This is a genomic window from Inediibacterium massiliense (assembly GCF_001282725.1).
GTDB classification, from domain to species: Bacteria; Bacillota; Clostridia; order Peptostreptococcales; family Thermotaleaceae; genus Anaerophilus; species Anaerophilus massiliensis.
This window is the reverse complement of record NZ_LN876586.1, coordinates 666,876-690,702: the sequence shown is the minus strand read 5'-3', so window position 1 is coordinate 690,702 and position 23,827 is coordinate 666,876. Positions and strand designations below refer to the sequence as shown.

At 30.9% G+C, this 23,827-nt stretch carries 23 protein-coding genes and 9 tRNA genes; 6 read left to right on the top strand and 26 right to left on the bottom strand.

What is annotated here, in order from left to right; translation table 11 throughout:
* Nucleotides 1-165: 165 nt before the first annotated feature.
* The 6 genes from BN2409_RS07055 to BN2409_RS16760 all read right to left on the bottom strand — a co-directional run bounded on the left by BN2409_RS07055 (nt 166) and on the right by BN2409_RS16760 (nt 5,769).
* The gene (locus BN2409_RS07055; RefSeq protein ID WP_053955927.1) at nt 166-1,464 is read right to left on the bottom strand and encodes a CitMHS family transporter; all 1,299 of its coding nucleotides are present in this window, start codon (nt 1,462-1,464) and stop codon (nt 166-168) included.
* 33 nt (nt 1,465-1,497) lie between these two features.
* Nucleotides 1,498-1,797: an AtuA-related protein gene (locus BN2409_RS07050; protein ID WP_053955926.1), complete on the bottom strand. Its 300-nt coding sequence runs from the start codon at nt 1,795-1,797 to the stop codon at nt 1,498-1,500.
* Nucleotides 1,798-1,801: 4 nt separating this feature from the next.
* Complete coding sequence (locus tag BN2409_RS07045; protein ID WP_053955925.1) at nt 1,802-3,154, bottom strand: acyclic terpene utilization AtuA family protein; 1,353 nt, start codon at nt 3,152-3,154, stop codon at nt 1,802-1,804.
* Between the two features lie 235 nt (nt 3,155-3,389).
* The gene (locus BN2409_RS07040) at nt 3,390-4,751 is read right to left on the bottom strand and encodes a sigma-54 interaction domain-containing protein (protein ID WP_053955924.1); all 1,362 of its coding nucleotides are present in this window, start codon (nt 4,749-4,751) and stop codon (nt 3,390-3,392) included.
* Between the two features lie 482 nt (nt 4,752-5,233).
* Nucleotides 5,234-5,449 (bottom strand): hypothetical protein, encoded by a 216-nt coding sequence (locus BN2409_RS07035; protein WP_053955923.1) that lies wholly within the window; start codon nt 5,447-5,449, stop codon nt 5,234-5,236.
* A gap of 200 nt (nt 5,450-5,649) precedes the next feature.
* Nucleotides 5,650-5,769, bottom strand: coding sequence for a LexA family protein (locus BN2409_RS16760; RefSeq protein ID WP_199872940.1), 120 nt, complete (start codon nt 5,767-5,769; stop codon nt 5,650-5,652).
* 462 nt (nt 5,770-6,231) lie between these two features.
* Between BN2409_RS16760 and BN2409_RS07030 the strand changes: the two genes are divergently transcribed.
* The 3 genes from BN2409_RS07030 (at nt 6,232) to BN2409_RS07020 (ending at nt 8,519) form a co-directional block, all read left to right on the top strand.
* On the top strand, nt 6,232-6,918 hold the full coding sequence (locus BN2409_RS07030) for a hypothetical protein (RefSeq protein ID WP_053955922.1): 687 nt from the start codon (nt 6,232-6,234) through the stop codon (nt 6,916-6,918).
* Complete coding sequence (locus tag BN2409_RS07025) at nt 6,896-7,195, top strand: winged helix-turn-helix domain-containing protein (protein WP_053955921.1); 300 nt, start codon at nt 6,896-6,898, stop codon at nt 7,193-7,195. The genes BN2409_RS07030 and BN2409_RS07025 overlap by 23 nt, the downstream gene beginning before the upstream one ends.
* A gap of 148 nt (nt 7,196-7,343) precedes the next feature.
* Nucleotides 7,344-8,519, top strand: a complete 1,176-nt coding sequence (locus BN2409_RS07020) for an ISL3 family transposase (protein WP_053955920.1) — start codon at nt 7,344-7,346, stop codon at nt 8,517-8,519.
* Between the two features lie 544 nt (nt 8,520-9,063).
* Here the strand turns inward: BN2409_RS07020 and BN2409_RS07015 are convergent.
* Both BN2409_RS07015 and BN2409_RS07010 read right to left on the bottom strand, forming a co-directional pair.
* Nucleotides 9,064-9,675, bottom strand: a complete 612-nt coding sequence (locus BN2409_RS07015; protein WP_278320206.1) for an IS3 family transposase — start codon at nt 9,673-9,675, stop codon at nt 9,064-9,066.
* Nucleotides 9,676-9,938: 263 nt separating this feature from the next.
* Nucleotides 9,939-10,214: a transposase gene (locus BN2409_RS07010; RefSeq protein ID WP_053955918.1), complete on the bottom strand. Its 276-nt coding sequence runs from the start codon at nt 10,212-10,214 to the stop codon at nt 9,939-9,941.
* On the opposite strand from BN2409_RS07010, the gene BN2409_RS17810 reads away from it, so the two are divergent.
* Together BN2409_RS17810 and BN2409_RS07005 are read left to right on the top strand one after the other, a co-directional pair.
* The gene (locus BN2409_RS17810; protein ID WP_110943038.1) at nt 10,193-10,531 is read left to right on the top strand and encodes an ImmA/IrrE family metallo-endopeptidase; all 339 of its coding nucleotides are present in this window, start codon (nt 10,193-10,195) and stop codon (nt 10,529-10,531) included. The genes BN2409_RS07010 and BN2409_RS17810 overlap by 22 nt on opposite strands.
* A 47-nt stretch (nt 10,532-10,578) precedes the next feature.
* The gene (locus BN2409_RS07005) at nt 10,579-11,706 is read left to right on the top strand and encodes a tyrosine-type recombinase/integrase (RefSeq protein ID WP_053955917.1); all 1,128 of its coding nucleotides are present in this window, start codon (nt 10,579-10,581) and stop codon (nt 11,704-11,706) included.
* Nucleotides 11,707-11,837: 131 nt separating this feature from the next.
* Here BN2409_RS07005 and BN2409_RS07000 read toward each other — a convergent pair.
* The 12 genes from BN2409_RS07000 to rph all read right to left on the bottom strand — a co-directional run bounded on the left by BN2409_RS07000 (nt 11,838) and on the right by rph (nt 14,744).
* A tRNA-Arg gene (locus tag BN2409_RS07000) sits at nt 11,838-11,914 on the bottom strand.
* 42 nt (nt 11,915-11,956) lie between these two features.
* Nucleotides 11,957-12,030, bottom strand: a tRNA-Gly gene (locus tag BN2409_RS06995).
* A gap of 59 nt (nt 12,031-12,089) precedes the next feature.
* A tRNA-Pro gene (locus tag BN2409_RS06990) sits at nt 12,090-12,166 on the bottom strand.
* A gap of 3 nt (nt 12,167-12,169) precedes the next feature.
* Nucleotides 12,170-12,243: transfer RNA gene (locus BN2409_RS06985), tRNA-Gly, on the bottom strand.
* Between the two features lie 4 nt (nt 12,244-12,247).
* Nucleotides 12,248-12,323 (bottom strand) — tRNA-Lys (locus tag BN2409_RS06980).
* A 3-nt stretch (nt 12,324-12,326) separates the two neighbouring features.
* Nucleotides 12,327-12,402: transfer RNA gene (locus BN2409_RS06975), tRNA-Gln, on the bottom strand.
* 5 nt (nt 12,403-12,407) lie between these two features.
* Nucleotides 12,408-12,483 (bottom strand) — tRNA-His (locus tag BN2409_RS06970).
* Nucleotides 12,484-12,487: 4 nt separating this feature from the next.
* Nucleotides 12,488-12,564: transfer RNA gene (locus tag BN2409_RS06965), tRNA-Arg, on the bottom strand.
* Between the two features lie 5 nt (nt 12,565-12,569).
* A tRNA-Gly gene (locus BN2409_RS06960) sits at nt 12,570-12,643 on the bottom strand.
* 258 nt (nt 12,644-12,901) lie between these two features.
* On the bottom strand, nt 12,902-13,372 hold the full coding sequence (locus tag BN2409_RS06955; RefSeq protein ID WP_053955916.1) for a metallophosphoesterase family protein: 471 nt from the start codon (nt 13,370-13,372) through the stop codon (nt 12,902-12,904).
* 12 nt (nt 13,373-13,384) lie between these two features.
* Nucleotides 13,385-13,981, bottom strand: coding sequence for an XTP/dITP diphosphatase (locus tag BN2409_RS06950; RefSeq protein WP_053955915.1), 597 nt, complete (start codon nt 13,979-13,981; stop codon nt 13,385-13,387).
* Nucleotides 13,982-13,985: 4 nt separating this feature from the next.
* Nucleotides 13,986-14,744, bottom strand: a complete 759-nt coding sequence (rph, locus tag BN2409_RS06945; RefSeq protein ID WP_053955914.1) for a ribonuclease PH — start codon at nt 14,742-14,744, stop codon at nt 13,986-13,988.
* Nucleotides 14,745-14,919: 175 nt separating this feature from the next.
* Between rph and BN2409_RS06940 the strand changes: the two genes are divergently transcribed.
* Nucleotides 14,920-15,594 (top strand): endonuclease/exonuclease/phosphatase family protein, encoded by a 675-nt coding sequence (locus tag BN2409_RS06940; protein WP_053955913.1) that lies wholly within the window; start codon nt 14,920-14,922, stop codon nt 15,592-15,594.
* A 24-nt stretch (nt 15,595-15,618) separates the two neighbouring features.
* Here the strand turns inward: BN2409_RS06940 and BN2409_RS06935 are convergent, their stop codons facing one another.
* The 6 genes from BN2409_RS06935 to gatB form a co-directional block, all read right to left on the bottom strand.
* Nucleotides 15,619-16,644: a GerMN domain-containing protein gene (locus tag BN2409_RS06935; protein WP_053955912.1), complete on the bottom strand. Its 1,026-nt coding sequence runs from the start codon at nt 16,642-16,644 to the stop codon at nt 15,619-15,621.
* A gap of 79 nt (nt 16,645-16,723) precedes the next feature.
* Nucleotides 16,724-17,245 (bottom strand): DUF2179 domain-containing protein, encoded by a 522-nt coding sequence (locus tag BN2409_RS06930; RefSeq protein ID WP_053955911.1) that lies wholly within the window; start codon nt 17,243-17,245, stop codon nt 16,724-16,726.
* Between the two features lie 127 nt (nt 17,246-17,372).
* On the bottom strand, nt 17,373-17,957 hold the full coding sequence (locus tag BN2409_RS06925; protein ID WP_053955910.1) for a hypothetical protein: 585 nt from the start codon (nt 17,955-17,957) through the stop codon (nt 17,373-17,375).
* 503 nt (nt 17,958-18,460) lie between these two features.
* The gene (locus BN2409_RS06920) at nt 18,461-20,584 is read right to left on the bottom strand and encodes an N-acetylmuramoyl-L-alanine amidase (protein ID WP_053955909.1); all 2,124 of its coding nucleotides are present in this window, start codon (nt 20,582-20,584) and stop codon (nt 18,461-18,463) included.
* A 347-nt stretch (nt 20,585-20,931) separates the two neighbouring features.
* Nucleotides 20,932-22,314 carry a hypothetical protein gene (locus tag BN2409_RS06915; RefSeq protein ID WP_110942994.1) on the bottom strand — a complete coding sequence of 461 codons (1,383 nt, stop codon included), beginning with the start codon at nt 22,312-22,314 and terminating at the stop codon, nt 20,932-20,934.
* Nucleotides 22,315-22,420: 106 nt separating this feature from the next.
* Nucleotides 22,421-23,827, bottom strand: a complete 1,407-nt coding sequence (gene gatB, locus BN2409_RS06910; RefSeq protein ID WP_053955908.1) for an Asp-tRNA(Asn)/Glu-tRNA(Gln) amidotransferase subunit GatB — start codon at nt 23,825-23,827, stop codon at nt 22,421-22,423.

The following is a 23,827-nucleotide window of genomic DNA, read 5'->3' as shown; positions in this document are numbered from 1 at the left end:
TTTATTATACTAAATTTTTCGTATTTTTGAAATAGTAAAAACGACTTATTATCTATAAAAAATAATCTTTTTAATCACATAAAGAATTTATGTACAATATACCAAAAGCCCCTTAAAGTAGATTCACTCCAGGGGCTTGTAATTTATATTTACTTTTTCAAATTTTTATATAGCGATTTTTCCTACGATTACAGCTACTATAAGCATAACCATCGTACATAAAAACGCAAGAGGTATTGTTTTCTTTTGATGTTCTCCTAAATCTATTCCTACTAATCCTGTTAAAAGAAATGTAGATGCAGTTAATGGACTGATAGGAAAACCTGTAGTCATTTGTCCTAATATAGCTGCTCTTCCTACCATCACTCCATCTACTCCAAACTGAGCTGCACTACTAGTAAGCACAGGCAAAATTCCAAAGTAAAATGAATCTGGATCAAATAATAAACTTGCTGGCATAGATACAATTCCTGTCATTAAAGGTATTAATCTTCCCATTGAATTTGGAATCATATTCACAATAACCTCTGACATTGCTGTAATCATTCCAGACTCTTTCATGATTCCAGTAAAGCACCCTGCTGCAAACAATACACTAGCCATCATTAGTGCCTCTTTGGCATGAGCATCTATACGAGCCTTCTGATCTTTTACAGAAGGATAGTTAATAACAAGTGATAAACATAACCCAATCATAAATACGACATGAGGTGCTAATTTGTTAGAAATCATAGCAGCGATTGCCATGATAATTAAAATCATATTCACAATAAACAATTTAGGTCTTGCTAGTTTTGCTTTTTCCTCATTCACTTTTACATCACTATTTATTTCCTCAGTCAATGTTACATTGCCAATTCTTTTTTCTTCTTTCTTACCAAGCCAAAATGCTACAATAAGTACAAAAATGATTCCTGATATAAATGGAATAAGCATTGGATTAAATAATTCAGTTGGTGTAATTTCTAAAGTTGTAGCTGCTCTAATGGTAGGTCCTCCCCATGGTAAAATATTCATGGTACCGGCACTTAAAGCTACTATGGTTGCTAATGTCGTTCTTTTCATTTTCAATGCGTCATATAACGGAAGCATTGCTGGTATTGTAATTAAAAATGTTACTGCTCCCGAACCATCAAGATGCACAACCATTGCTAAAATAGCTGTTCCTATTACTATTTTAACTGGATTTTTTCCTACTATTTTAAGAATTGCTGATATAATATGATCAAAAGTTCCTGCATCATTTAATATTCCAAAAAATAGTATAGCAAATATAAACATAACGCCTGTAGTAGCAATTCCTTTGACACCACTTGTAATAAACTCTCCTATTTGGAGTCCAAACCCACCTATTAACGCAGTAACAATAGGAACCATAATTAATGCTACCGTAGCAGATACCTTTTTTGACATAACCAATACTAATAATAATACTATCGTTAAAAGCCCTAAAAGCGCTAGCATACTATCCCTCCCTCATTCATCAAATTACTTTAATCATATTTCCATTTCCATAAGAGCCATTACAAGAGATTTACCATGCTTATCTTGAGCAAGACTTCTTGTAACTCCTCCTCCTAAAGTTTTATCCAAAACAAAATTTAATGCTCCTATACTATCTATTTCATAGCGTATTACCTTGCCATGACAGATTTCACTAAAATATTCTTTCACTTTTTCTGCCGTTACCTTTTCTTTAATTACTTCATAATCTTCTTTTTTATAAGCAATGACAGATATATTAGAAATATCTCCTTTATCTCCAGTTCTTCCATGTGCAATTTCTTTTAATTTCATTTGATTATACCTCCTTATAACTTACTTTTATATTCACTGCATCCCTAGGTACAAATATAGAGCAAACGGATACAATCTCTGCTACTTTCTTTGTTGCACCTGCACCACCTGCTGGTCCATTTGTATATAATGCTTCTACTTCATTACCTATGAATGCAGCATTTTGTTTATCTTTTGTTCTACCGCTTACACGTAATCGAATTTCAGGGAATATATCTTTAGTATATTGTTTAGAAATCTTATCTTTATATAAAGAATTAAAACCTATATAATCCATTCTTAATTCTTCTATTTCTGCTCCTATAATTTTTAATCTTTTCTCAACAATATCAGCTGCTAACTGAGCTTTTGCCAAAGCATTTGCTCCCCCGTAGCTAATTTCACCTTCCCCAATAAAGCAATCTTTATATCCCATACTTACTTTTAATGTATCTGGCTTTCCATGGGAAGTAGCATTTGTTGCTTGAACTACATCTTTACCTTGCTGAGTAAATTCTACTTTAGAAAAGTCAGCTATAGCATCTGGTGTCATATATCTAGCTGGATTATGAATTTCATACAAAAGCTGTTCTTGACAAGTAGATTCACTTACCAATCCTCCAGAGCCTTCTACTTTCGTTACAATAAAATTGCCTGTTTCATCAATCTCTACTATAGGAAATCCTAATCTTTCAAGTCCCTCTACATCTTTATACCCTGGATCTGCATAATATCCTCCAGTAACTTGGCCTGCACACTCCAGCAAATGACCTACTAAAACAGCTTGTCCCATTTCTTTAGGATTTTTTTGTATGTCCCATCCAAATTCGTATACTAAAGGTCCAATAGAAAGTGCTGGATCTGAAACACGTCCTGTAATAACTATATCTGCATCATTTTTTAATGCTTCTATGATTCCTTCTGCCCCTAAATATACATTGGTAGATATAATGTTTTCTTTGATATCTTTTAATTTACAATCTAACTCGAGAATATCGTTTTCATAATAATTAGGAATTTGAGTAAGTATATCATCTCCTGTAACTGCAGCTATTTTTAAACCTGTAATTCCTAATTCCTTCGCTATTTTTACAGTTTCATCTACAGCATAAATAGGATTTGCTGATCCCATATTTGTAATTACTTTAATTCCTTTTTCTTTCACAAGTCCAAGAATTTTTCTCATTCTACTTCCCAATAATTGGTTATATCCTTTTGTTGGATCTTTCAATTTATCCATCTGTCCAATAGCAATTGTTCTTTCTGCTAAACATTCAAAGATAATGTAGTCCAGATTTCCCTTTTCCATAAGTTCTACAGCTGGTTCTATACGATCTCCTGCGTATCCCGCGCCACTTCCAATTCTGATTTTCTTCATGACTCTATTACCTCCTTTTAAAATTACTTTACATAAATATTATAGTAGCAATAGTCATGCCAACCTGTTTATCTAGATATATACATATTTTCAAAAAAGTAAAAAGATAATCATTCTAAAAAATTAGAATGATTATCTTCTATTTATAAATTTGTCCTAATATATCCCTGTATTTATCTCATTTCTAAAATATTATAAATCCTACGATTACATTTCTAGAAATTTAGAAATTTGATCATTTATCTCCTAACTTATTATATAAAGTTGCTAAAGATATTCCTAAATATTTTGCTGCCTTTTTCTTTCCCTCTAGATGATTTCCAAAATGCTGAATTGCTTTATTAATTTCTTCCTGTTCTACTCTTTTTATAGTATCGGATAATTTAGAAATCTTAATGTCTTTATGGATTAATTTTGAGTCTACTACTATGGATGGTAAATTTTCTTTTCTAATTACACCATCTTGGGACATAATCGTAGCGATTTCTAATATATTTTTCATTTCTCTAACATTTCCTGGCCATTGATAATTGAATAATAATATAGTAGCCTCTTGTGCCATCATAAACCTCTTTTTATGTTTATTACTTAATTGATTCAAATAATTTTCTATTAAATAAGGGATATCTTCTTTTCTATCTCTTAATGGTAATATATTTATAGGAAATACAGCAATTCTATAATATAAATCTCTTCTAAATTTACCTTCTTCAATATACTTGAGTATATCCACATTACATGCAGATATTACTCTTACATCAACAAGAATTTCCTTTGTACTTCCAATTCTCCTAACCTTTTTTTCTTGTAGTACTCTCAATAATTTAGCTTGTAAATTATAATCTATTTCTGAGATCTCATCTAAAAATATAGTTCCTTTGTTAGCAGCTTCAAACAATCCCATTTTTCCGCCCTTTTTAGCCCCTGTAAAAGCTCCCTCTTCATATCCAAACAACTCACTTTCTAGCATAGTAGAAGTTAATGTAGCACAATTTACAGCAATAAAAGGATGGTCCTTTCTTAAACTTTCATTATGTATAGATTGAGCATATAACTCTTTTCCCGTTCCACTTTCTCCATAAATCAAAACTGGAATATCTGAACTAGATATTTTTATTGCTATATTTTTTGTATCTATAGATTCTTTGCTTTTAGCTATAATATCTTCAAATTTATATCTTGTTCCATTATTATGATGAATTCTTTCCATTAAATATTTATTTTTTCTTTCCAATTCTTTAATCTTATTGCTTAATTCTACTGCATCTTTTATAAATGTCACTGTAGATATTCCGCCAACAATCTCTTCATCAGATAAAATAGGATACATGTTACAAAAATATTCATCATCATTTTCTTTTCTTAAAATACCTAATTTAGGGATTCCTGTCTTAACTACTTCTGGTATGAGGGCTCCTGGTCTAATTTCTTTTATATACCTTCCTTGCACTTCATTTAAATCTCTATTTATAAATTGGGAATAAGACCGATTAAAAAATACAATTCTTGTTTTTTGATCAACAATCAATATTCCTTCCTTAAAACTATTAAATATTTTATTCATCCATTTTGTAATTTCTATATTTTTTATTTTCATAACTCCTTCCCATTTCGATCTCCTATCTATATTGTACATCTTCATTTTTAGGTAGAAAAACAATTTCTTTTCCATTTATATAATTGCCTTCTAATTCATTCTGGACAATACCACTATCTATCTTAGCCATTTTTCGTCTCTTTCCATTATAAGTCTATGTATCCTATCAAACAAGTCATCAATCACAAACACTTTATTTTATACTTAGTTTATCTTCTATTTATATGAGTTCTACAATGTTTTCATTTCCTAAAACTCTTAAATATAAAAATAACCGCCACAAAATAGCGTATATATATAAAAGCTTGTAGTAGTATTTAAGAATACTCTACAAGCTTTGATTTCACTGGCACGCCCTGAGGGACTCGAACCCCCGACGAACTGATTCGAAGTGTGTCACATATCATTTTGTCAATCTATATTTATTTGTGTATATATTGATTCAATCAAATTTTACGGTTTGTTTTTTAAGTTGTCAAAGGTTATTTTGGGGACATTTTCTTTGATTTTGTCCCCAAATTGTCCCCATTTTCTTTTTCTATATCTTCAATTAGTTGTTTATATATTGCTGCCTTTTCTCTGTCTGATAAATTGTTTTCTTTTGCATATTCATCAACTCTATTTCTAAAAATATAAAAAAGCTGTTCCGTTAATATTTTAGATGCATCTTCCATAGATCTATGAATAATGACTTTCAATATGTTTTCCTCCTTTTTTAAAAGTATGTATTATTATTCTCAAAATCCCTTTTAAAAAAACAGGTAAAGAAGTCATTTTTCCACCCGTTTCATCTACCCTCTTATTTCACTTAATCCTATATCTGTTATTTTGATTGATCGAAATATAGTACCCCCCTTAGTTATAAACCCTTGACTCTCTAGCTCATTTAAATAACTATCTACTGTACCTTTTGATAACCTAATAGATCACAGAGATTTCTAACAGATGGACTAATTCCATTTGCATTGATGTAATAATATATTGCTTTTAATACTTCATTTTGTCTTTTAGTTAACATACCCATTCCCCTTTTGTAAAAATTTTTGACTATTATATTATATCAAAACGTACGTTTGGTTTTAAGGTACAAAAAAAGTGGCATTTTATTGCCACCTATTCTACTAATATTTTCATAATCTTTTCTGCTCTTATCTTGCAATGTATAATCTTTTAATCTTCCGTACATTCTTATCATAAGAGAGTGATAAAATGTTGGATAACAAGAGTTTTATAAAGATAGATTTACTTATGCTATTATCAATAATATCTATTTTGTTAGCTATCATATTCCCAATACTCATGCACTAACCACACGTTTTACATTAAAAAATAGGAATATAATGCTCATAAACTAAGATAACATTTATTTTCAATTGTATGTAACCCTACTGAACTTAAAAGGAATAAATTGACATTTATCTTGATATGTTATATACTTTGAATTACAAAGTTCTTTATATTAAAAAGGGGGATAACTAATATGAATAAGGAATTATTGGAAAAAGCATCTAATGACATTCAACTCATCAAACAGATAATTACTTCTACATCGAATTCGCTAGTTTCTTTTAGCAGAATTATATTTCTATGGGGAATATTATATTTTGCTGCAGGGATAATATGGGGACATATGCCTATAAGCATATTTGGCATACCTTTTATGGGATACTATCTAGTTCTAGTCCCTTTACTTATTTTTGCATTTATAATTTATCACAGAATCTCTCGAACTGCTCCTTTAGAAGGATTAAGTAAGCAGCTTATAACAATTTGGACATGTCTTATTGTTTTTGAAGTATCAATTTTTCCATTAGCAGAAATGTTAAAAACATATTTTGGAATGCGATATTATATTAACCATACTATGGTCATAATTTTTCTAATTCATACCTTTGGTTTATTATGTACCTGTGTTTTAACAAGATTTAAATTTCCAGGATTTTTAGCATTAATATATATTTTTGCAGTACTATATTTCTACTTACCTACACCATTTAATCCAATATATAATAACTTAGAGAGTAACTTACTAGATCTAAGTAAAAGGAACTATATAATAATATATTGGGCCACTCTATTTAATCATGCAACTTTTTTAATACTCGGAGGATATTTAGAATTAAAAAGAATTAGGGGGAATTTGTTTGGAAATAAACTCAATACCTGAAGCATTTCAATCAAAAATGCGTTTAGCAATTGTGGCAACTTTGATAACAGGTGAAAAAAAAAGTTTTAATCAAATAAAAGAAACTACCAAAGGGACGGATGGTAATCTTAGTTCTCATCTTACAAAATTAGAGCAAATGGGATATTTAGATGTAAAAAAACAGTTTATTGGGAAAAAAACTTGTACTACCTATTCATTAACACGAAATGGAAAGCTTGAATTTGAAGAATATGTGAAGCTTTTAGAACAGATTTTAAAATCTGTTGACTTAACATAGATGTATCTTTGAAAATTCGGTTCTATAATAAATGTTGGGGTGCTTTAAACTCCAACATTTAATTTTTTGCAAAAAAAAATAAAGCACTTACCGAAAATGCCTGCTAAAATATAGTTGCTCAGACCAAATTAAAGGAGGCGTTCAATAAGTGCATTCTAATTTTATCAATAAATTACTAAATTTAAAAGGGGTAAAAGTAAATAAAATTTCTCATGGAGATTCTTTTATAAAAATCTATCTTAAAACTGAACCCAAAGAGCATACTTGCCCCGCCTGTGGCTTTTTAACTTCTAAGATTCATGATTATAGAGAACAGGTGATTAAGGATTTGCCCTTTCAGTTTAAACATACATATCTTATTCTTCAAAAGAGAAGATATGTATACTCATGTGGTAAAAGGTTTTATGAGCCTTATCACTTTCTCCCTCGTTATCATCGCATGACTAATCGCTTAGTACATTATATTTGCCAACAACTTACTAAAGTAACTAGTATTACTTCAGTAGCTAAAGATGCTAATGTCTCTATTTCAACAGTTACGCGCATCTTTAACCTAATTAATTATAGTATACCTACTCTTCCAGAAGTTCTTTGTATTGATGAGTTTAAAGGAAATGCTGAAACTGGAAAATATCAATGTATTCTTGTTGACGGTAAGAAAAATAGAATTCTAGACATTCTTCCTAATCGATCTCAAAGTCATCTTGTAAGTTACTTCAAAAAAATTCCACGCAAAGAAAGGGATTCTGTTAAATTCTTTGTTTGTGATATGTGGCAACCTTATGTTGATTTAGCTAAATGTTTCTTTCCTAATGCTGAGATTATTATTGATAAATATCATTTTATTAGGCAGGTAACTTGGGCTATAGAAAATGTAAGAAAACGTCTACAAAAAACTATGCCTTATGACCTTAGAAAATACTATAAACGAAGTAGAAAACTAATTCTCACTAGATATCACAAGCTTAAAGATGAAAATAAAAAAGCTGTTGATTTAATGTTATTATACAATGATGATCTACGTGTTGCTCATAAACTTAAAGAATGGTTTTATGAAATCTGTCAGAGCAATAAATACTCATATCAGCGTACTGCTCTTTATGATTGGATTCAAAACGCAGAAAGCTCTAAAATACCAGAATTCGAGAAGTGTGCTGCTACATATAGAAGATGGTCCAAGGAAATAAAAAATGCTTTTAAATATGGTTATACCAACGGTCCAACCGAAGGTTTTAACAACAAAGTCAAAGTACTAAAACGAGTGTCCTTCGGACTTAAAAATTTCCATAGATTCCGTAATAGAATTATTCATTGTACTAACTAATTATGAGTTAGATACCAATTAAATACTAATAAAAAAGTCTATATTTTAGCTAGGTTTATTAAGCGTACCCATAAACAAGTAGAACTTACCTATATATTAAAATAGTCTTTAATAGAGTAATGGAGCGGGATTATAGACAATCCCACCCCAACAATTGACAAAGAGCCGAAAATTCTATTGCATTAAAACACAAACATAAAAAGACAACTCGTTTACTGATATTAGTAGAGTTGTCTTTTTTACTCTGTATTTAATTGCGAATCATTCATACTCTGGTGGACTCACCTCTTTTATCTAAATTTCTTTAAGTTGTTTGCTTTTTAAAATTCTAGAAATTTTAGTTTTTGTAATCATCTCCTTTTCTTTTTTATGTTTTATATATACCCATAGAAATTCTTTCAAAACAGTTTTTATAAAAAAGTATATATTGCTGATAGGCCACAAAAATAACATTTAATTCCACTTCTTATATTTTTAAATATGCAGGTATTTCTCTCATAGACCTTGGATCTAGGTCAATACGTTGGACACAAAAAGTGAGAAATTACACTGCCAAAGCTTCAAATTCATTGGGTGTCATATAGAATATACTTCCATGAATTCTCCGATTGTTATACCAGCCTTCGATATATTTGAAAAGTGATTTCTGAGCTTCTTTAAAATCACGATATACTTTGCGGTAGACTTCTTCTTTTTTCAAGATTGCATGAAAAGATTCAATAATAGCATTATCATATGGATTTCCTTTGGCGCTGTAGGATCTACGACATTTGTATGCATCAGTTTTTACGATATATTCGGTGCTAAGATATTGCGATCCTCTGTCTGTATGGAGAATGACATTCTCAGGTTTTCTTTGACGAAGCATAGCTTTATCTAATGCACTGATGACAAGGGATTTATCTATTTTCTGACTAGAGCTGTAACCAACAACTTTATGCGTGTATAAGTCTAAAATTGAAGCTAAATAACACCAGCCATCTTTTAGAGTATGGATATATGTGATATCTGCAACCCACTTTTCGTTAGGCTTTGTAGCACTAAAGTCACGATTAAGTAAATTTGGTAAATCTTCAGTTGTAGATTGGCTCCTTTGGGGTTTGAATCGCTTTACAGTCACAGGAAATAAACCCAGCTGTTTCATCAAACGTTTAATTCTTTTGATGCCTGGGATTTATGCTAGAATTTTCTCAGTTTTCATTTTTTCACGGATTTCAGGTGAACCATAGCGGCCACTAGACTCCATATATATTCTAGTGATATGTTCTTTAAGAATTTTGTTTTCAACAGCACGCTTTGAAAATCGTGGTTTCTGTATTGAATAGAAAGTGCTTCTTGGGAGATCCAAAGCGTTACAAATGCTTTTAATGTTATAGTCTGTTGCTAGTATGTTTGCTGTCTCGAAAATGCTACTAGTAGTTACTTTTTGGCTAATATGGCCATAGCCTTTTTTAAGATTTCATTCTCTTCTCTTATTCTTGCCATTTCTTTTTTGAGTTCGGCAAATTCCTGGGGAGTCATTGAATCCGAATCTTCAGGATTCATTGGAGTCATCGCTTTGACCCAACGTTGAATTGTAGCTGATGTTACGCCATATTCGCTTTCGAGACTTTTAAATGTGTGATCAGTTGTATTGTATAATTCTACAATCATCTTTTTGAACTCCTGATCATATCGAGTTCCGTTGTTTTTCATGTGGACACGTCCTTTCAGATATAGTTATTATATCTCACTTTTCGTGTCTACACATTTATACTAGCATCAAAATAGTACTAGCCCATGAACTTGGACATGCTATATTACATTCATCTAAAGATATTTATTTTCTTAAAGAATATTCTCTTTTCCCAACAGGGAAATATGAAATTCAAGCCAATACATTTGCAGCAGAACTTTTAATAGATGAAAAATGTTTAGATAAAAACTTATTAAAAAATTTATGTATAAACCAAATTGCATCCTACTTAGAAGTTCCTATTGAATTGGTGAAATTAAAATTTAATGTAAATTGATAAGGCGGTGATAATATGGTGAAAAAAGAGGCAATTCATATAGACTAGTGGTTTCAGCAGGAACAGGATCAGGAGGTAAAAGAAAAAAATATACAAAAACAGTAAAAGTGAAAAGTGACAGAGAAGCTGAAAAAGAATTGGTTAAATTTGTTGCCAAGGTTAAAAGTAGCACTTATATTGAGCCTTCAAAATTAACTTTAAAATCATTTTCAGAAAAATGGCTTATTGACTATGCAAAACCTAAATTAGCTCCTAAAACCATTTATGAATATGAGAGATTACTAGAATTAAGAATTATTCCTGCGTTAGGTCATCTAAATTTATCAAAAATCAAACCAATACATCTAGTTGAATTTTATAGTAATCTTCAAGAAGAAGGAATAAGAATAGATGGCAGGGGCAAAAAACTTTCAAATAATACTATTCTTCATTATCATAGATTTATAAAAAATATACTTGAAACTGCTGTAAAATGGCAATTAATATCATCAAATCCTGCTAATAATGTACAACCTCCTAAGGTTAAGAAAAAAGAAGCAGATTTTTATAATGAAGAAGAAATAAAACAACTTATTACTTGCTTGGAAAACGAAGAATTAAAATATAAAGTTGCTATATTAGTTACTATTACAGCAGGATTAAGATTAGGGGAATTAATGGGTTTGAAATGGAACAATGTAGATTTTAATACTAACACCATAGAAATAGTACAAGCTAATCAATACATTCCTAAAAATGGTGTTTTTTCTAAAGATCCTAAGACTGAAACATCTAAAAGAATTATTTCTTTACCTAATCCAGTAATAGATATATTAAAGCAATATAAAATTGAACAAACAGAAAAAAGATTGCAATGTGGAGATATGTGGACTGATACAGAGTATATACTGACTCAATGGAATGGACTACCTATGCATCCAAATACCCCTTCTACTTGGTTTTCTAAATTCTTAAAAAAACACGAATTGAGAAAAATAACATTTCATCAATTAAGACATACATCAGCTACCATGTTAATAAATGCAGGTCTTAATATTAAAGCATTATCAGCAAGATTAGGTCATAGTAATACCTCAACAACGTTAAATATATATAGTCACGCTTTAAAATCTGCTGATAAAGTAGCTGCTGATAGAATCGGAGATATTATATTTAAAGATAAAAAGATTAAATGATATACTTTTTTATGTTTATTATAGTATAATATTGTTTGTTTTGTCCCCAAATTGTCCCCATTTTTTATTTTATAGAATAATACAAAATAAAATAACCGTCACAAAATTATGTATTTGCAACGGTTATATTATGGCACGCCCTGAGGGACTCGAACCCCCGACGAACTGATTCGAAGTCAGCCACTCTATCCAACTGAGCTAAGGGCGCATGATAGATAAAAAAGTCAGCATATATATGCTAACTTCTAAATGGAGCGGATGATGGGAATCGAACCCACGCTACCAGCTTGGAAGGCTGGAGTTCTACCATTGAACTACATCCGCATGTTATGAATCTTTAACGAAATTTATTATATCATACAGATCAAACTTTGTCAATTTTTTGGTCGGGGTGGCAGGATTTGAACCCGCGGCCCTCTGGTCCCAAACCAGATGCGCTACCAAACTGCGCTACACCCCGAAATGGAGCGGATGATGGGAATCGAACCCACGCTACCAGCTTGGAAGGCTGGAGTTCTACCATTGAACTACATCCGCATGTTGGTGACCCATCCGCGGCTCGAACGCGGGACACCTTGATTAAAAGTCAAGTGCTCTACCTACTGAGCTAATAGGTCAAATGGCTGGGGTAGCAGGACTCGAACCTACGCATGCCAGAGTCAAAGTCTGGTGCCTTACCGACTTGGCTATACCCCAAAATATGGGGTGGATGATGGGATTCGAACCCACGCGTGCAGGAGCCACAATCCTGTGTCTTAACCGCTTGACTACATCCACCATATGGCGGGTCCACAGGGATTCGAACCCCGGACACACGGCTTAGAAGGCCGTTGCTCTATCCAACTGAGCTATGAACCCATATTTGGAGCGGATGATGGGAATCGAACCCACGCTACCAGCTTGGAAGGCTGGAGTTCTACCATTGAACTACATCCGCACAACTTATTATCTCTAACAGGATAATATATTATCATAAATTTAAATTGTTGTCAACTTTTTTATTTAGGTAAAATATTTTCAGCCTTCTTTATATCTTGTTCGACAACAAAAACTATTATAGTAAATTGATACAATAAAGTCAAAATCCATATATGAGCATAAAAAGAAATATTTTATCATTATACTCTATTTCCTTTTATATCATCTTTTTTGCTAATTCTAAAACTACTATTTGTAAAAGGAGCACTTGCTCCTTTTACTTTAACTCTATAATTTGTCCATGTATTTCTTCATCTATTTCTATGATCCCATAGGACCTATTTTGTCCATCTCTTGGAAGACTTATACTTCCTGGATTCATAATCAATACATCATCTATTTTATCTATCAATGGAGAATGAGTATGTCCAAATAAAACTACATCGCATCCTAATTCCAATGCCCTATAGTAAATTCTGTTTAAATTCATCTTTACACTATATTCATGACCATGAGTAATAAAGAATCTATGATCTTCAAGATCTAAGACCATTTCAGATTCCCCATCTCCCCTATCGCAATTTCCTTTTACTCCTATCATCTCTACCCCTGTAGACTCTTCTATATCTAGAGCATCTTCATAATGATCTCCTAGATGAATACAAATATCTACATCTTCTATCTCTTTTATAACACGAGCAGCTAAATCTATCGTTTTATGGGTATCACTTATTACTAAAACTTTCAAACAATTTTCCTCCTATATAAACTCTTTTAATTCTTTCTTTAATTTTGTTAATGCATTTGCTCTATGACTAATTTTATTTTTTAACTGAGGATCTATTTCTGCAAATGTTTTATTATACTCAAGCACAATAAATAATGGATCATATCCAAATCCATTATTTCCTTTTTCTTCAAAACCTATAACTCCAGGACATTCTCCTCTTACACTTAATCTTTTTCCATCTGGGAACGCTACAGAAATTACAGATACAAATCTTGCATCTCTTTTTTCTATTTCAATGCCTTGAAGCATATCTAAAAGCTTTTGATTATTTTTTTCATCCGTAGCCCCTTCTCCCGAAAATCTTGCTGAATATACTCCTGGTTGATTGTCTATAGCGTCTACTTCAAGTCCTGAATCATCTGCAATGGCAATTGCATTTGTTCTTTTCATAACCTCTACTGCCTTTTTCATGGAATTTTCTTCAAATGTATCTCCATCTTCTATAATTTCTAAGTTTGAAAGTCCAACTTGATCCATACTATAAATCTCTAGTGGAAAATCTCTTAAAATATCTTTAATTTCCTCTAATTTATGTTTATTTTGCGATGCAATCACTACTTTATTCATATATTTACTCCTCCATATTTTTCATATCCATACCTATTAAATTTACTATTTCTCCTAATATTTCTTTTTGCATAGAAATAAGCTCTTCATTTCCCTTTTCTGCAAGTTCTAAAAGTTTCATAAGCTCTTGTCTTGTAAAAGGAGCTTCTTCTCCTGTTCCTTGTATCTCTACAAACTCTTTTTGATCTGTCATAATTACATTCATATCTACTTTTGCATTGGAATCTTCTTCATAGCAAAGGTCTAATACTGGTGTATTCTCTACAATTCCTACACTTATAGCTGCCACATAATTTTTTATCGGAAATGTTTGAATGTCTTTTTTCTCATAAAGCTTATGTAATCCTTGTGCTAAAGCAATAAAAGCCCCTGTAATAGATGCAGTTCTAGTTCCTCCATCCGCTTGAATTACATCACAATCAATCCATATAGTTCTTTCTCCTAATACATCTAAATTTACTACAGAACGTAATGCTCGTCCGATCAATCTTTGAATTTCTTGAGTTCTTCCATCTACTTTTCCTCTACTAGATTCTCTAATCTTTCTTGTTTGAGTAGACCTTGGTAGCATTCCATACTCTGCTGTAACCCATCCTTTTCCACTTCCCTTTAAAAAAGGAGGTACTTTTTCTTCTATAGATGCTGTACAAATCACTTTTGTGTTTCCCATTTCTATTAAAACAGAACCTTCTGGATAAGCCAAATAATCCTTTGTTATGGTAACTTTTCTTAATTCATCTTCTTTTCTTCCATCAAATCTCATAAATATTTTCAGCTCCCTTTTTTAGTCATTATCATTAGTTATTGTATCACCTTTTTATTTTATCATACTCTCTTTCCCAATTCACTCTATATAGCATATACTACTCATATAGCTATTTTTTTTATACATAGGAAACTATAATAATATAGAAATTTTTTAGATTGGATGTGTATCTATGGCACAAGATAAATATATATTAAAAATCCTTACTTATAATATTCATAGTGGTAAAGACTTGTTTATGATTCCTAAGCTTAATCAACTTATGGATTTTCTTAAAAATGAAAAATTTCATATCATGGCTTTACAAGAAATTAATGAAAATAATAAAAGAGGATACCAAGTTAGTACCATTTATAAAAATCTTTTGTGTAATCATGCCTTTTCTCCTAATGTAAAAATAGGAGATGGGTATTATGGGGTTGCTACTTTTAGCTTTTTTAAAATTTTAAATCAAAAGCATATTCCTTTACCTAGTAAAAAAGAACAAAGAGGAATGATTCACACACTTTTAAAAATAGGAAATAAAAAACTAAATATTTTAAACATACATTTAGGTCTAAATGCTAAAGAGAGAGAAAAACAACTTTCTTATATTGAAAAATATATAAAAACACTCAATGATCCTTTCATATTGTTAGGAGATTTTAATACTTCTAATCCAAAATTAAATATTCCAATGATAGATGCTGCAACAAAGTTTCATAAAGAAGATTTATCTACCCTTATGCCTTTAAATAAAAGAATTGACTATATCTTTTTATCTCCTTCTATAGAGTTAATGAATTACCATGTGTTTCCTGTTAAATTTTCTGATCATTACCCTGTTTGTGCTGAAATTTTAATATGAAAAAACCAGTGTCTCTCCACTGGTTTATTCATATTGATTTGCAAATGTAGGTACTACAATAGGCTCCTCTGTTTTGCTTTCTCCAATTCTTAGCTCTTTTCCATTGACACAAAGCTTTACCCCTGCAATATTAGGATATTGTTCTTTTAAAGTCAATCCAAAAGTCTTTGCCATACTGGATGCTGCTTGATCGTTTTCTACTACATCTAACACTTCTTCTGTAAGATTTATAGTAGCTACGCTTTCATTCATATCTACTCCTATAATTTGTGTCCCTTTTGGAATTTCAGTATATAATCCTATTCCCTCTGGAGGTCCTTCTACTAGTGCATCTAAAGCATCTAATACATTGACAGGTGTTGTATCTTCTTTTTTAATAGATTTTGTTACAGGAACAAAATAAGACAATAATCCATTCGCTGTACTTTCATAATATACTACTACCTTTTGATCGCTACTACCTTGACTAACATAATTAATGTTGTCTCTTGTCATTACACTTGCTACATTGGTTCCAAAAGTAAAAACATTTGGAACCTCTCCATTTACCATAAGTTGTACCCGATCAATAGTTGGAAACTCTGTTAAAGTATATACTACAGATTTTATTAAGCTTTCTTCTTCTTCTTTACTAAAATAATTTAAAAATTCTTTGCTAAAATCAACTTTACATAACCCTTCTTTAATAGTCATTCCTCTAATTTGAGTATTTGCAGGAATAATGGGCTGTAATCCTATTTCTTTTATATCTTCTCTATTACTAGGTGTATCAATCATAGCATTTAAAGCAATTCTAGCTATTCCTCTATCTTGTGTCCATGGAATTTTTCTCATAACAGGAATTAAAAATCCTTTATCATCTTTATAATAAAGCACTGTATCTCTTAAAGCACAATCTTCTTTGGTATTTTCATTGCTTTCAATAATATTTGAAGCTGATTTTTCATCATTGAATAACCCTTTTACCATGTTAAAAGGATTTGTATACACAACAGCACCCATCATTATACACAATATTAAAAAGATCCCTATTCCTTTTCGTATTTTCATTCATGTCCCCCCTAACCAATATCTTTGTAAAATTATATTAGTTAAGCATGGACACTATGTCTAAAACCTTAAATTTGTATTATTTTCTTTTCATTCTTCTTAAATATCCTCCTTGAATATTCTTTGTATCCATTATGGTAACAAATGCATCTTTATCAAATTCATTTAATATTTCATTTAATTTTGGAAGCATAGTTCTTTGTAATGCAATATTTAGAATATTTTTAACTCCTTCTCTTCCATAACCTTGAATAACCGTCACACCAAAGCCTTCTCTTCTTAATATTTCCAAAAGTTCCTCTTCATCTACTTTTGTAATAATCTGAGCTGTTACATGTCCAATAGCCATTTTTTGTTCTAAAAAAATTCCTACCATCTGACCTGTTCCAAATCCTAATGCATAAGCGATCAAATTCCCTATATTATCTAGTTGTCCCATGATTTTGGTAAGAATTGTGATATAGATAAATGTTTCTAATACTCCTAAAGCTGCTGCTTGAAATTTTTTCCCTCTCACCATCAAAATTGTTCTTACTACGGAAATAGATACATCTACAATTCTTGAACAAAATATAATCAAATATCCTAAAATAAACTCCATTCCAACTTCCTCCTGTATAAATATTAATATTTATTTTTATTATATATCCTTTTTTCTATTCCTAAAACTTTTTTGATTGATTATTCTGAAAAATTCATATAAATAATAAAGATGCAAACTTGCATCCTTATTCACAAAAAGTATTTTTCCATTCTTTTAAAGTCAACATTTTATGATCAGATACAATATATTCTATCTTAATATCTTTAGACTCAATAGGATGTAAAATAAGAACCTCTGCATCATATCCTTTTGCTTTATCTTTTCTAACTTTTAAATTTTCTTCAAAGCTTAAAGACGTCTCCCAATATTTCTTTAGCAATTCCTTTCCTTGATTTTGAATGTATTTTTTGCATCCTTCAAAATCTTTTATATGTTGTAATACAAAAGGTTCATAAAATTCATTGGCATAATTTTCATTGGCTATCCAACATTTTTTAGGATTTACCTGAATAGCTAAGACTGCACTATGAGAATGAAAATAATGGCTATCAGGATAATTCATACTTGCAAAAATAGATTGATTTCTAATGACCCAATCGGGAATATAGTCTGGTTTTTCTTTGTCAATGGATTCATGAAAGCCATCATATTTGGTTTGATAAGTAATTTTATCATCAAAATGAATTCCTTTTTCTAATACTCTTTTTAAATCAATCAAGCTGATAATATGATACAAAACTTTTGTCTTTGTATAATCCTCAAAAAACATACATTTCCTCCTTTATTCTTATTCTTGTTTATGATATGAATTTTTAAGTTTTTTATACAGATATACATTTTTTTCAAGGTATGTTTATCCTATATATTCAAATACTATTTTTAAGAGGTGATCATTTAAATGATTAACATCAATTGTTCTCTTCCTTGTTTTTTTCAGAATGATGGTAAATGCAATCTTACTCATGTTATTTCGTTATCTTCTACTCCCCATCCTAGCTGTGTGTATTTTACCCCTCAAAATACATACAATCATATTTCTATACAAAATCAGACTAAGCCCTAGGCTTAGTCTGATTTTGTAAACAAACTATATTTTAGCAAAGTCATAAAATGCGGAACATTTATTGAGAATTTGTGAAAATATAGAATAAGTGAGAAAATCATTAGCATTACACTGTTTGAGTATCACGAGTTTGTAATGCTATTTTCGATCGTTTCTATATATTTTCCAAATTTGAAAATCCAGTGACGTTTTTTATGACTTTGTCTAATTTATTTTACCTCATTTAAATATCTTTCAATTCCATTTAGCATTGCTTGAGCAGCTTTTTGTCTATATTCTGGTGTACTCGCTTTCATAGAATCTTGAAGATTCGATAAAAATGCAATCTCACATAAAACAGCTGGCATTTTTGTATCTCGAATCACTACTAGGTTTGGTCTATGAACAATCAGTTTATCTGTTGCATTTAATCCTTTTACGAGCTCTTGCTGCATAATCGTTGCAAAATCTTTATTATTTCTAGGATCATTTCCTACATAAAGAGTTTGTACTCCACTAATTTCTGGATTTGCAATCCAATTGAAGTGAATACTGACAAATAAATCTGCATTTAACTTATTGGCAGCACCAGGTCTATCCTTAAGTTCTATAAATGTATCATCATTTCTTGTCATATATGTATTATACCCTGCTGCTTGTAGGAGTTGTTCTAATCTTTTTGCCGTATCTAATGCTAAGTTTTTTTCATATAATAAAGGAGTCGTGCTATGAGTTCCAGGGTCTTTTCCTCCATGTCCTGCATCAATAACAATTAATTTTTTCCCTGTGCTCGGTGAAATAATTGTATTATTTGTAAATCTTATTTTAATTTCATCTGTTGTTTTTGAACTTTCTATTTTATATTCTGTTTTTTCTTTCATTTTGATACTTAATAAGTAAGAATCATTTTTTCCCTCCACTTTAATTGTTTGAATCATACGATCATCTAAGGTAAGAAGAGCATTTTTTAATTCTATCTTGTCCTTTGGCACAGTTATATACATTTCATTCTTATTAAAATCATAATCTATATCATATTTTACTTCATCTTTTAGAGAAAGTTTAAGGAGCGATTGACTATTATTTACTTTTTCATAATTCATTGTGTCTATAGGTTTTTGACTAGTATAGATAACAATATCCTTTCCTTCTTGATTGATAAAAACATTTTCAGGACTTTGCATACTGTCTAAATCTAATACAATCCGAACAATTCTATCATCTTTTTCATAATTTTGATCTGGTTCAAATTCAGCTACTCTAATTTTTTTAATTCCTACCTGTGAAATAGGCACTTCACTTTTATTAAACTTTAATGATGCATTTAATACATCTACAACCACTCTATTTCCTAGATCCATTTTATTATAAGTAGCTTTTTCTTCCGTTTGGATTACAACCGCATCTACAAGATTTCTCTTCTCTACTTTTATGTTATTTACACTATTTACAAATTCTACTTTAATGCCCTTTTGATCTTCATCATAAGAAACATGATATCCTTTTGGCATAGCTAAGTCTATTACAATACGACTTACATTTTTAGGTGCTGGCTCAAATAAAGACCCTCTTATAGTCATGATTCCATCTTTATTGATAGTTTTTTTGATGAGTCCTTCCCCTTCTATCATAGATGAATCATTGATCTTAAAATTAGTGTTTGAAACATCTAAAACCAATCGATCGCAACTTCCATATTTACTTCCTTCTAGATAAGTTGTTTTAAAATCTACTTTATTAGTAGTTTTAATCAGGATTTGAGGTCTTTTTGAATTTTCATATGTAATATCTGTAATAGCTTCTACAGGAATACTAGGTTGTACAGGTTCTACAGGTTCTGTAGGTTTTAAAGCTTCAATAGTAACCGTAGCACTTTCTTGATCCCATCCTATATTCATTCCTAATTGTTCAGCAATAAATCTTAAAGGAACCATGGTTCTATAATTTTCCTTGTACCCTAGCAACTTTGCAGGAACTTGATCAGGAAGAGCAACTGATTTTCCATTGACTAAAGCCTTATTACTATCTATTTTTAAAATAATAGTTTTTTGATCAGCAATAATTGTAGCTTCCTTTTTCTCTTGGTTCCACTTAATTTCTGCCCCTAAATTTTCAACAATAAACTTAATAGGTACCAATGTACGACTTTTCCAGTTTATAGTATATAAAAGAGCAGGTACATCTGTATGAACAACTTCTCCTGCCATTACCAAGTTTACACTATATACTTTTTGATTTTTTCCTGTCATCCCGTCCGTTACTTGTATGCTATTTTTTACTTCTTGTCCAAAAGCTGTAGATACTATGGAAAAAAACATTGTAAATATAAGTAAAAATAATAGTATTTTTTTCATCACTTGTCCCCCTAATTTTAATAGCATTCCTCCTTTTGTCAAAAATAAAAACAACTTTATATTATTTTCGACAATCTTTCTCTATCTACAGTTATATCACTTCGTCAAAACCTTCGTCAATGTAGTTTGTTGAATTGTAACCCAGATGTAATAATGGATCAAATAAAGTCACTAATTTTCACAAATTCTCAATAATTGTTCCTCATTTCTAAGCAACGGAAATCTTGAATGAAATGAAAAGATTTCGTTGGCGCCATGAACTTTCGAATTTTATGACTTTTCTAAAATATAGTTTGTCAACAGTCTGAAACAATTTAAAACTAAGCCTATGGCTTAGTTTTAGATTGTTATATGATAAATATAGCTACTATAGTTGTAACAATAAGTCCAATCATTACAGGAAAAAAATTTCTTCTTGCTAAATCTATAGGCATGACTCTACAAATAGCTGCTGCAGGAATAAGCCCCCAAGGAACAATAGTTCCACCTCCAACCCATATGGCACCAATCTGCCCTAGAGCTGCAAGTTTTGGTATACTTGCACCAACTGCTGTTCCAAAAACTTTTGCTAAAGATCCAGCTAAAGACATTCCTGAAAATCCAGAACCATCTAAGCCTGTAATAGCTCCTACAATCATTTCCATACCTGCTGCCATAGGCCGATTCATGGGAGCAACAGCAGCTAATGCACTTCCCATATCAGATAATATTCCTTGAGAACCTACAGGTAATACTCCTTCTCCTAATACAGCTTGAAAGGGTGATACTTCTCCCATATAGAAAAATGCTGCTATTGGAATGATTGGTCCGAATATTTCCATTCCAAACATAAATCCTTCTTTTATATACTTTGTAATTTTATCTAAAGCTTCCCCTTTATAAGTCATTCCACAAATTATCATAAGTAATAAAATAGATGTTCCTCCAATTAAAGCCGTTGCATCTCCACCTCTAAGCTCAAATAAAAACATGGCTATCACATCTAATAAAAATCCTATAAATACTAAAAATGCAGATATTTTAGCAGTAGGCTTTATTTTCTTTTCTTCTTCCTTATGATATTCATCTATATTGGTATTTGATATTTTTCCATTTCTCATATCTCTTTTTAGAAGAATAAAAGCCGTTGTAATGGTTACAATACCCATTACCCAAAAGAGAGGTGTTCCTTTGCCTATAACTGATTCAACAGGTACACCAGCAGCTGTTGCTGTAATCGTAGGTGCCCCTTGAATTACATAATCTGTAGATAGTGAAAGACCATGTCCAAATAAGTTAATAGCCATAGCCACTCCTATAGCAGGAAGTCCTACTTTCAGTGCAACAGGAAGCATTACGGCTCCTACTAAAGCTGTTGCTGGTGAAGGCCAGAAAAACCATGATACTAAAAGCATAGTTATTCCTATAAACCAAAATGCTATATCTGGTGTTTTGATAAATCTTGTAAAAGGTTTTACCATCAATTGATTGGCTCCGATTTCTTCTAACACCTTAGACATAGCAACAATACATGAAATCACTAGTATAATCCCAAGTAGCTCCATCCCTGCCACAATAAAACTATCAAATATTGCTTTTGTAGCTCCTAAAATAGTTTTTTTAGCTGCAAATCCTATAAAAAATATTCCTAATACGCAGGGAATAATGGTATCCTTTCTCATCAACATAATCCCTAATACAACAAATACCATTACTACATAAATCCAATGGACTAGAGTAAGCTCGATCAAGAAAAATACCTCCTTTTATGGTTTATATCCATAATATTCATAAAAGGAGGCATAAGTTACAAGATTTAGCATACTCCTATCTTTTATTGTCATAAACTCAATGAAATTACTTGATCATTTCATTGATATATTCATTGACAAGCTTAGGATTTGCTTTTCCTCTAGATTGTTTCATGACTTGTCCTACTAAAAAACCTAGTGCTTTATCTTTTCCATTTTTATAATCCTCAATAGACTCAGGATTTTCATTGATTACCTTTTGTATCATTTCTTTGATACTATTTTCATCAGATATTTGTATCCAGCCTTCATTTTCTATAATACTTCTTGGTTTTTGTCCAGTAATATACATCTTTTGAAAAACTTTTTTCCCTATATGATTGCTAATAATCCCTTCTTTTATAAGTTTAAGAAGCTCTCCTAAATTGTTTGGAGTAATGTTTATATCTTCTATATTTATATTTTCTTCCTTTAATAGTCTATAAACCTCTGTCATGATAAAATTACTTACAAGCTTAGCATCTGAAAAATACTTTACCACCTCTTCGAAAAAATCTGCTATTTTTCTTGAAGAAGTAAGTACCTTTGCATCATAATCTGGAATTTGATACTTCTTTATAAAACGACTTCTTTTATCTTTAGGAAGCTCGGGTATGATTTTTTTTATATGATCTATCCACTCCTCATCTATATGAATCATCATCAAATCTGGATCTTTAAAATATCTATAATCTTTTATGTATTCTTTGCTTCTCATAGGAATGGTAATGTTTTTGTGATCATCCCATCTTCTTGTTTCTTTCTTTGTATTTTCTCCTTTTTCTAAAAGAGAAATATGTCTTTTTTCTTCATACTCAATAGCCTTTGCAACTGCTTTAAATGAATTTAAATTTTTAAGCTCTACAATATTCGTTTTCATTTTATCACTTGATACAACATTGATATTTACATCGCACCTTAATGATCCTTCTTCCATTTTGCAATCTGAAACCTCTGTATATTCAAGGATACTTTTTAAATTCTCTAAAAATAGATAAGCTTCTTCTGAAGAATGCATATCAGGTTTTGTAACAATCTCAATTAAAGGTACTCCACATCTATTATAATCTAATAACGAATACTCTTTCTCATGAATAGACTTTCCTGCATCTTCTTCTATATGAATTCTTTGAATACCAATTTTTTTGTCTTTTCCTATTTCTACATATCCATCTCTGCACAAAGGATGTTCATATTGAGAAATTTGATAAGCCTTTGGTAAATCTGGATAAAAATAATTTTTTCGATCCATAAAAGACTTCTTTGTAATTTCACAATTCATTGAAATTCCTGCTTTCATAGCAAAATCAATCACCTTTTTATTTAAAACTGGTAATGCTCCAGGAAGCCCTAAACATACAGGACAACACTGTATATTTGCTTCTTTTCCAAAATGAGTAGAGCAACTACAAAATATTTTAGAATTTGTCAAAAGCTCTGCATGAATTTCAAGTCCTATAAGTGTTTGATACAT

Excerpts from the sequence above, each read along its gene's own strand:
- BN2409_RS07055 (WP_053955927.1), bottom strand. The coding sequence starts at position 1,464 with ATGCTAGCGCTTTTAGGGCTTTTAACGATAGTATTATTATTAGTATTG.
- BN2409_RS07050 (WP_053955926.1), bottom strand. The coding sequence starts at position 1,797 with ATGAAATTAAAAGAAATTGCACATGGAAGAACTGGAGATAAAGGAGAT.
- BN2409_RS07045 (WP_053955925.1), bottom strand. The coding sequence starts at position 3,154 with ATGAAGAAAATCAGAATTGGAAGTGGCGCGGGATACGCAGGAGATCGT.
- BN2409_RS07040 (WP_053955924.1), bottom strand. The coding sequence starts at position 4,751 with ATGAAAATAAAAAATATAGAAATTACAAAATGGATGAATAAAATATTT.
- BN2409_RS16760 (WP_199872940.1), bottom strand. The coding sequence starts at position 5,769 with ATGTTAACTAAAAGACAAAATGAAGTATTAAAAGCAATATATTATTAC.
- BN2409_RS07030 (WP_053955922.1), top strand. The coding sequence starts at position 6,232 with ATGAATAAGGAATTATTGGAAAAAGCATCTAATGACATTCAACTCATC.
- BN2409_RS07010 (WP_053955918.1), bottom strand. The coding sequence starts at position 10,214 with ATGAAAAACAACGGAACTCGATATGATCAGGAGTTCAAAAAGATGATT.
- BN2409_RS06950 (WP_053955915.1), bottom strand. The coding sequence starts at position 13,981 with ATGAATAAAGTAGTGATTGCATCGCAAAATAAACATAAATTAGAGGAA.
- rph (WP_053955914.1), bottom strand. The coding sequence starts at position 14,744 with ATGAGATTTGATGGAAGAAAAGAAGATGAATTAAGAAAAGTTACCATA.
- BN2409_RS06940 (WP_053955913.1), top strand. The coding sequence starts at position 14,920 with ATGGCACAAGATAAATATATATTAAAAATCCTTACTTATAATATTCAT.
- BN2409_RS06935 (WP_053955912.1), bottom strand. The coding sequence starts at position 16,644 with ATGAAAATACGAAAAGGAATAGGGATCTTTTTAATATTGTGTATAATG.
- BN2409_RS06930 (WP_053955911.1), bottom strand. The coding sequence starts at position 17,245 with ATGGAGTTTATTTTAGGATATTTGATTATATTTTGTTCAAGAATTGTA.
- BN2409_RS06925 (WP_053955910.1), bottom strand. The coding sequence starts at position 17,957 with ATGTTTTTTGAGGATTATACAAAGACAAAAGTTTTGTATCATATTATC.
- BN2409_RS06920 (WP_053955909.1), bottom strand. The coding sequence starts at position 20,584 with ATGAAAAAAATACTATTATTTTTACTTATATTTACAATGTTTTTTTCC.
- gatB (WP_053955908.1), bottom strand. The coding sequence starts at position 23,827 with ATGTATCAAACACTTATAGGACTTGAAATTCATGCAGAGCTTTTGACA.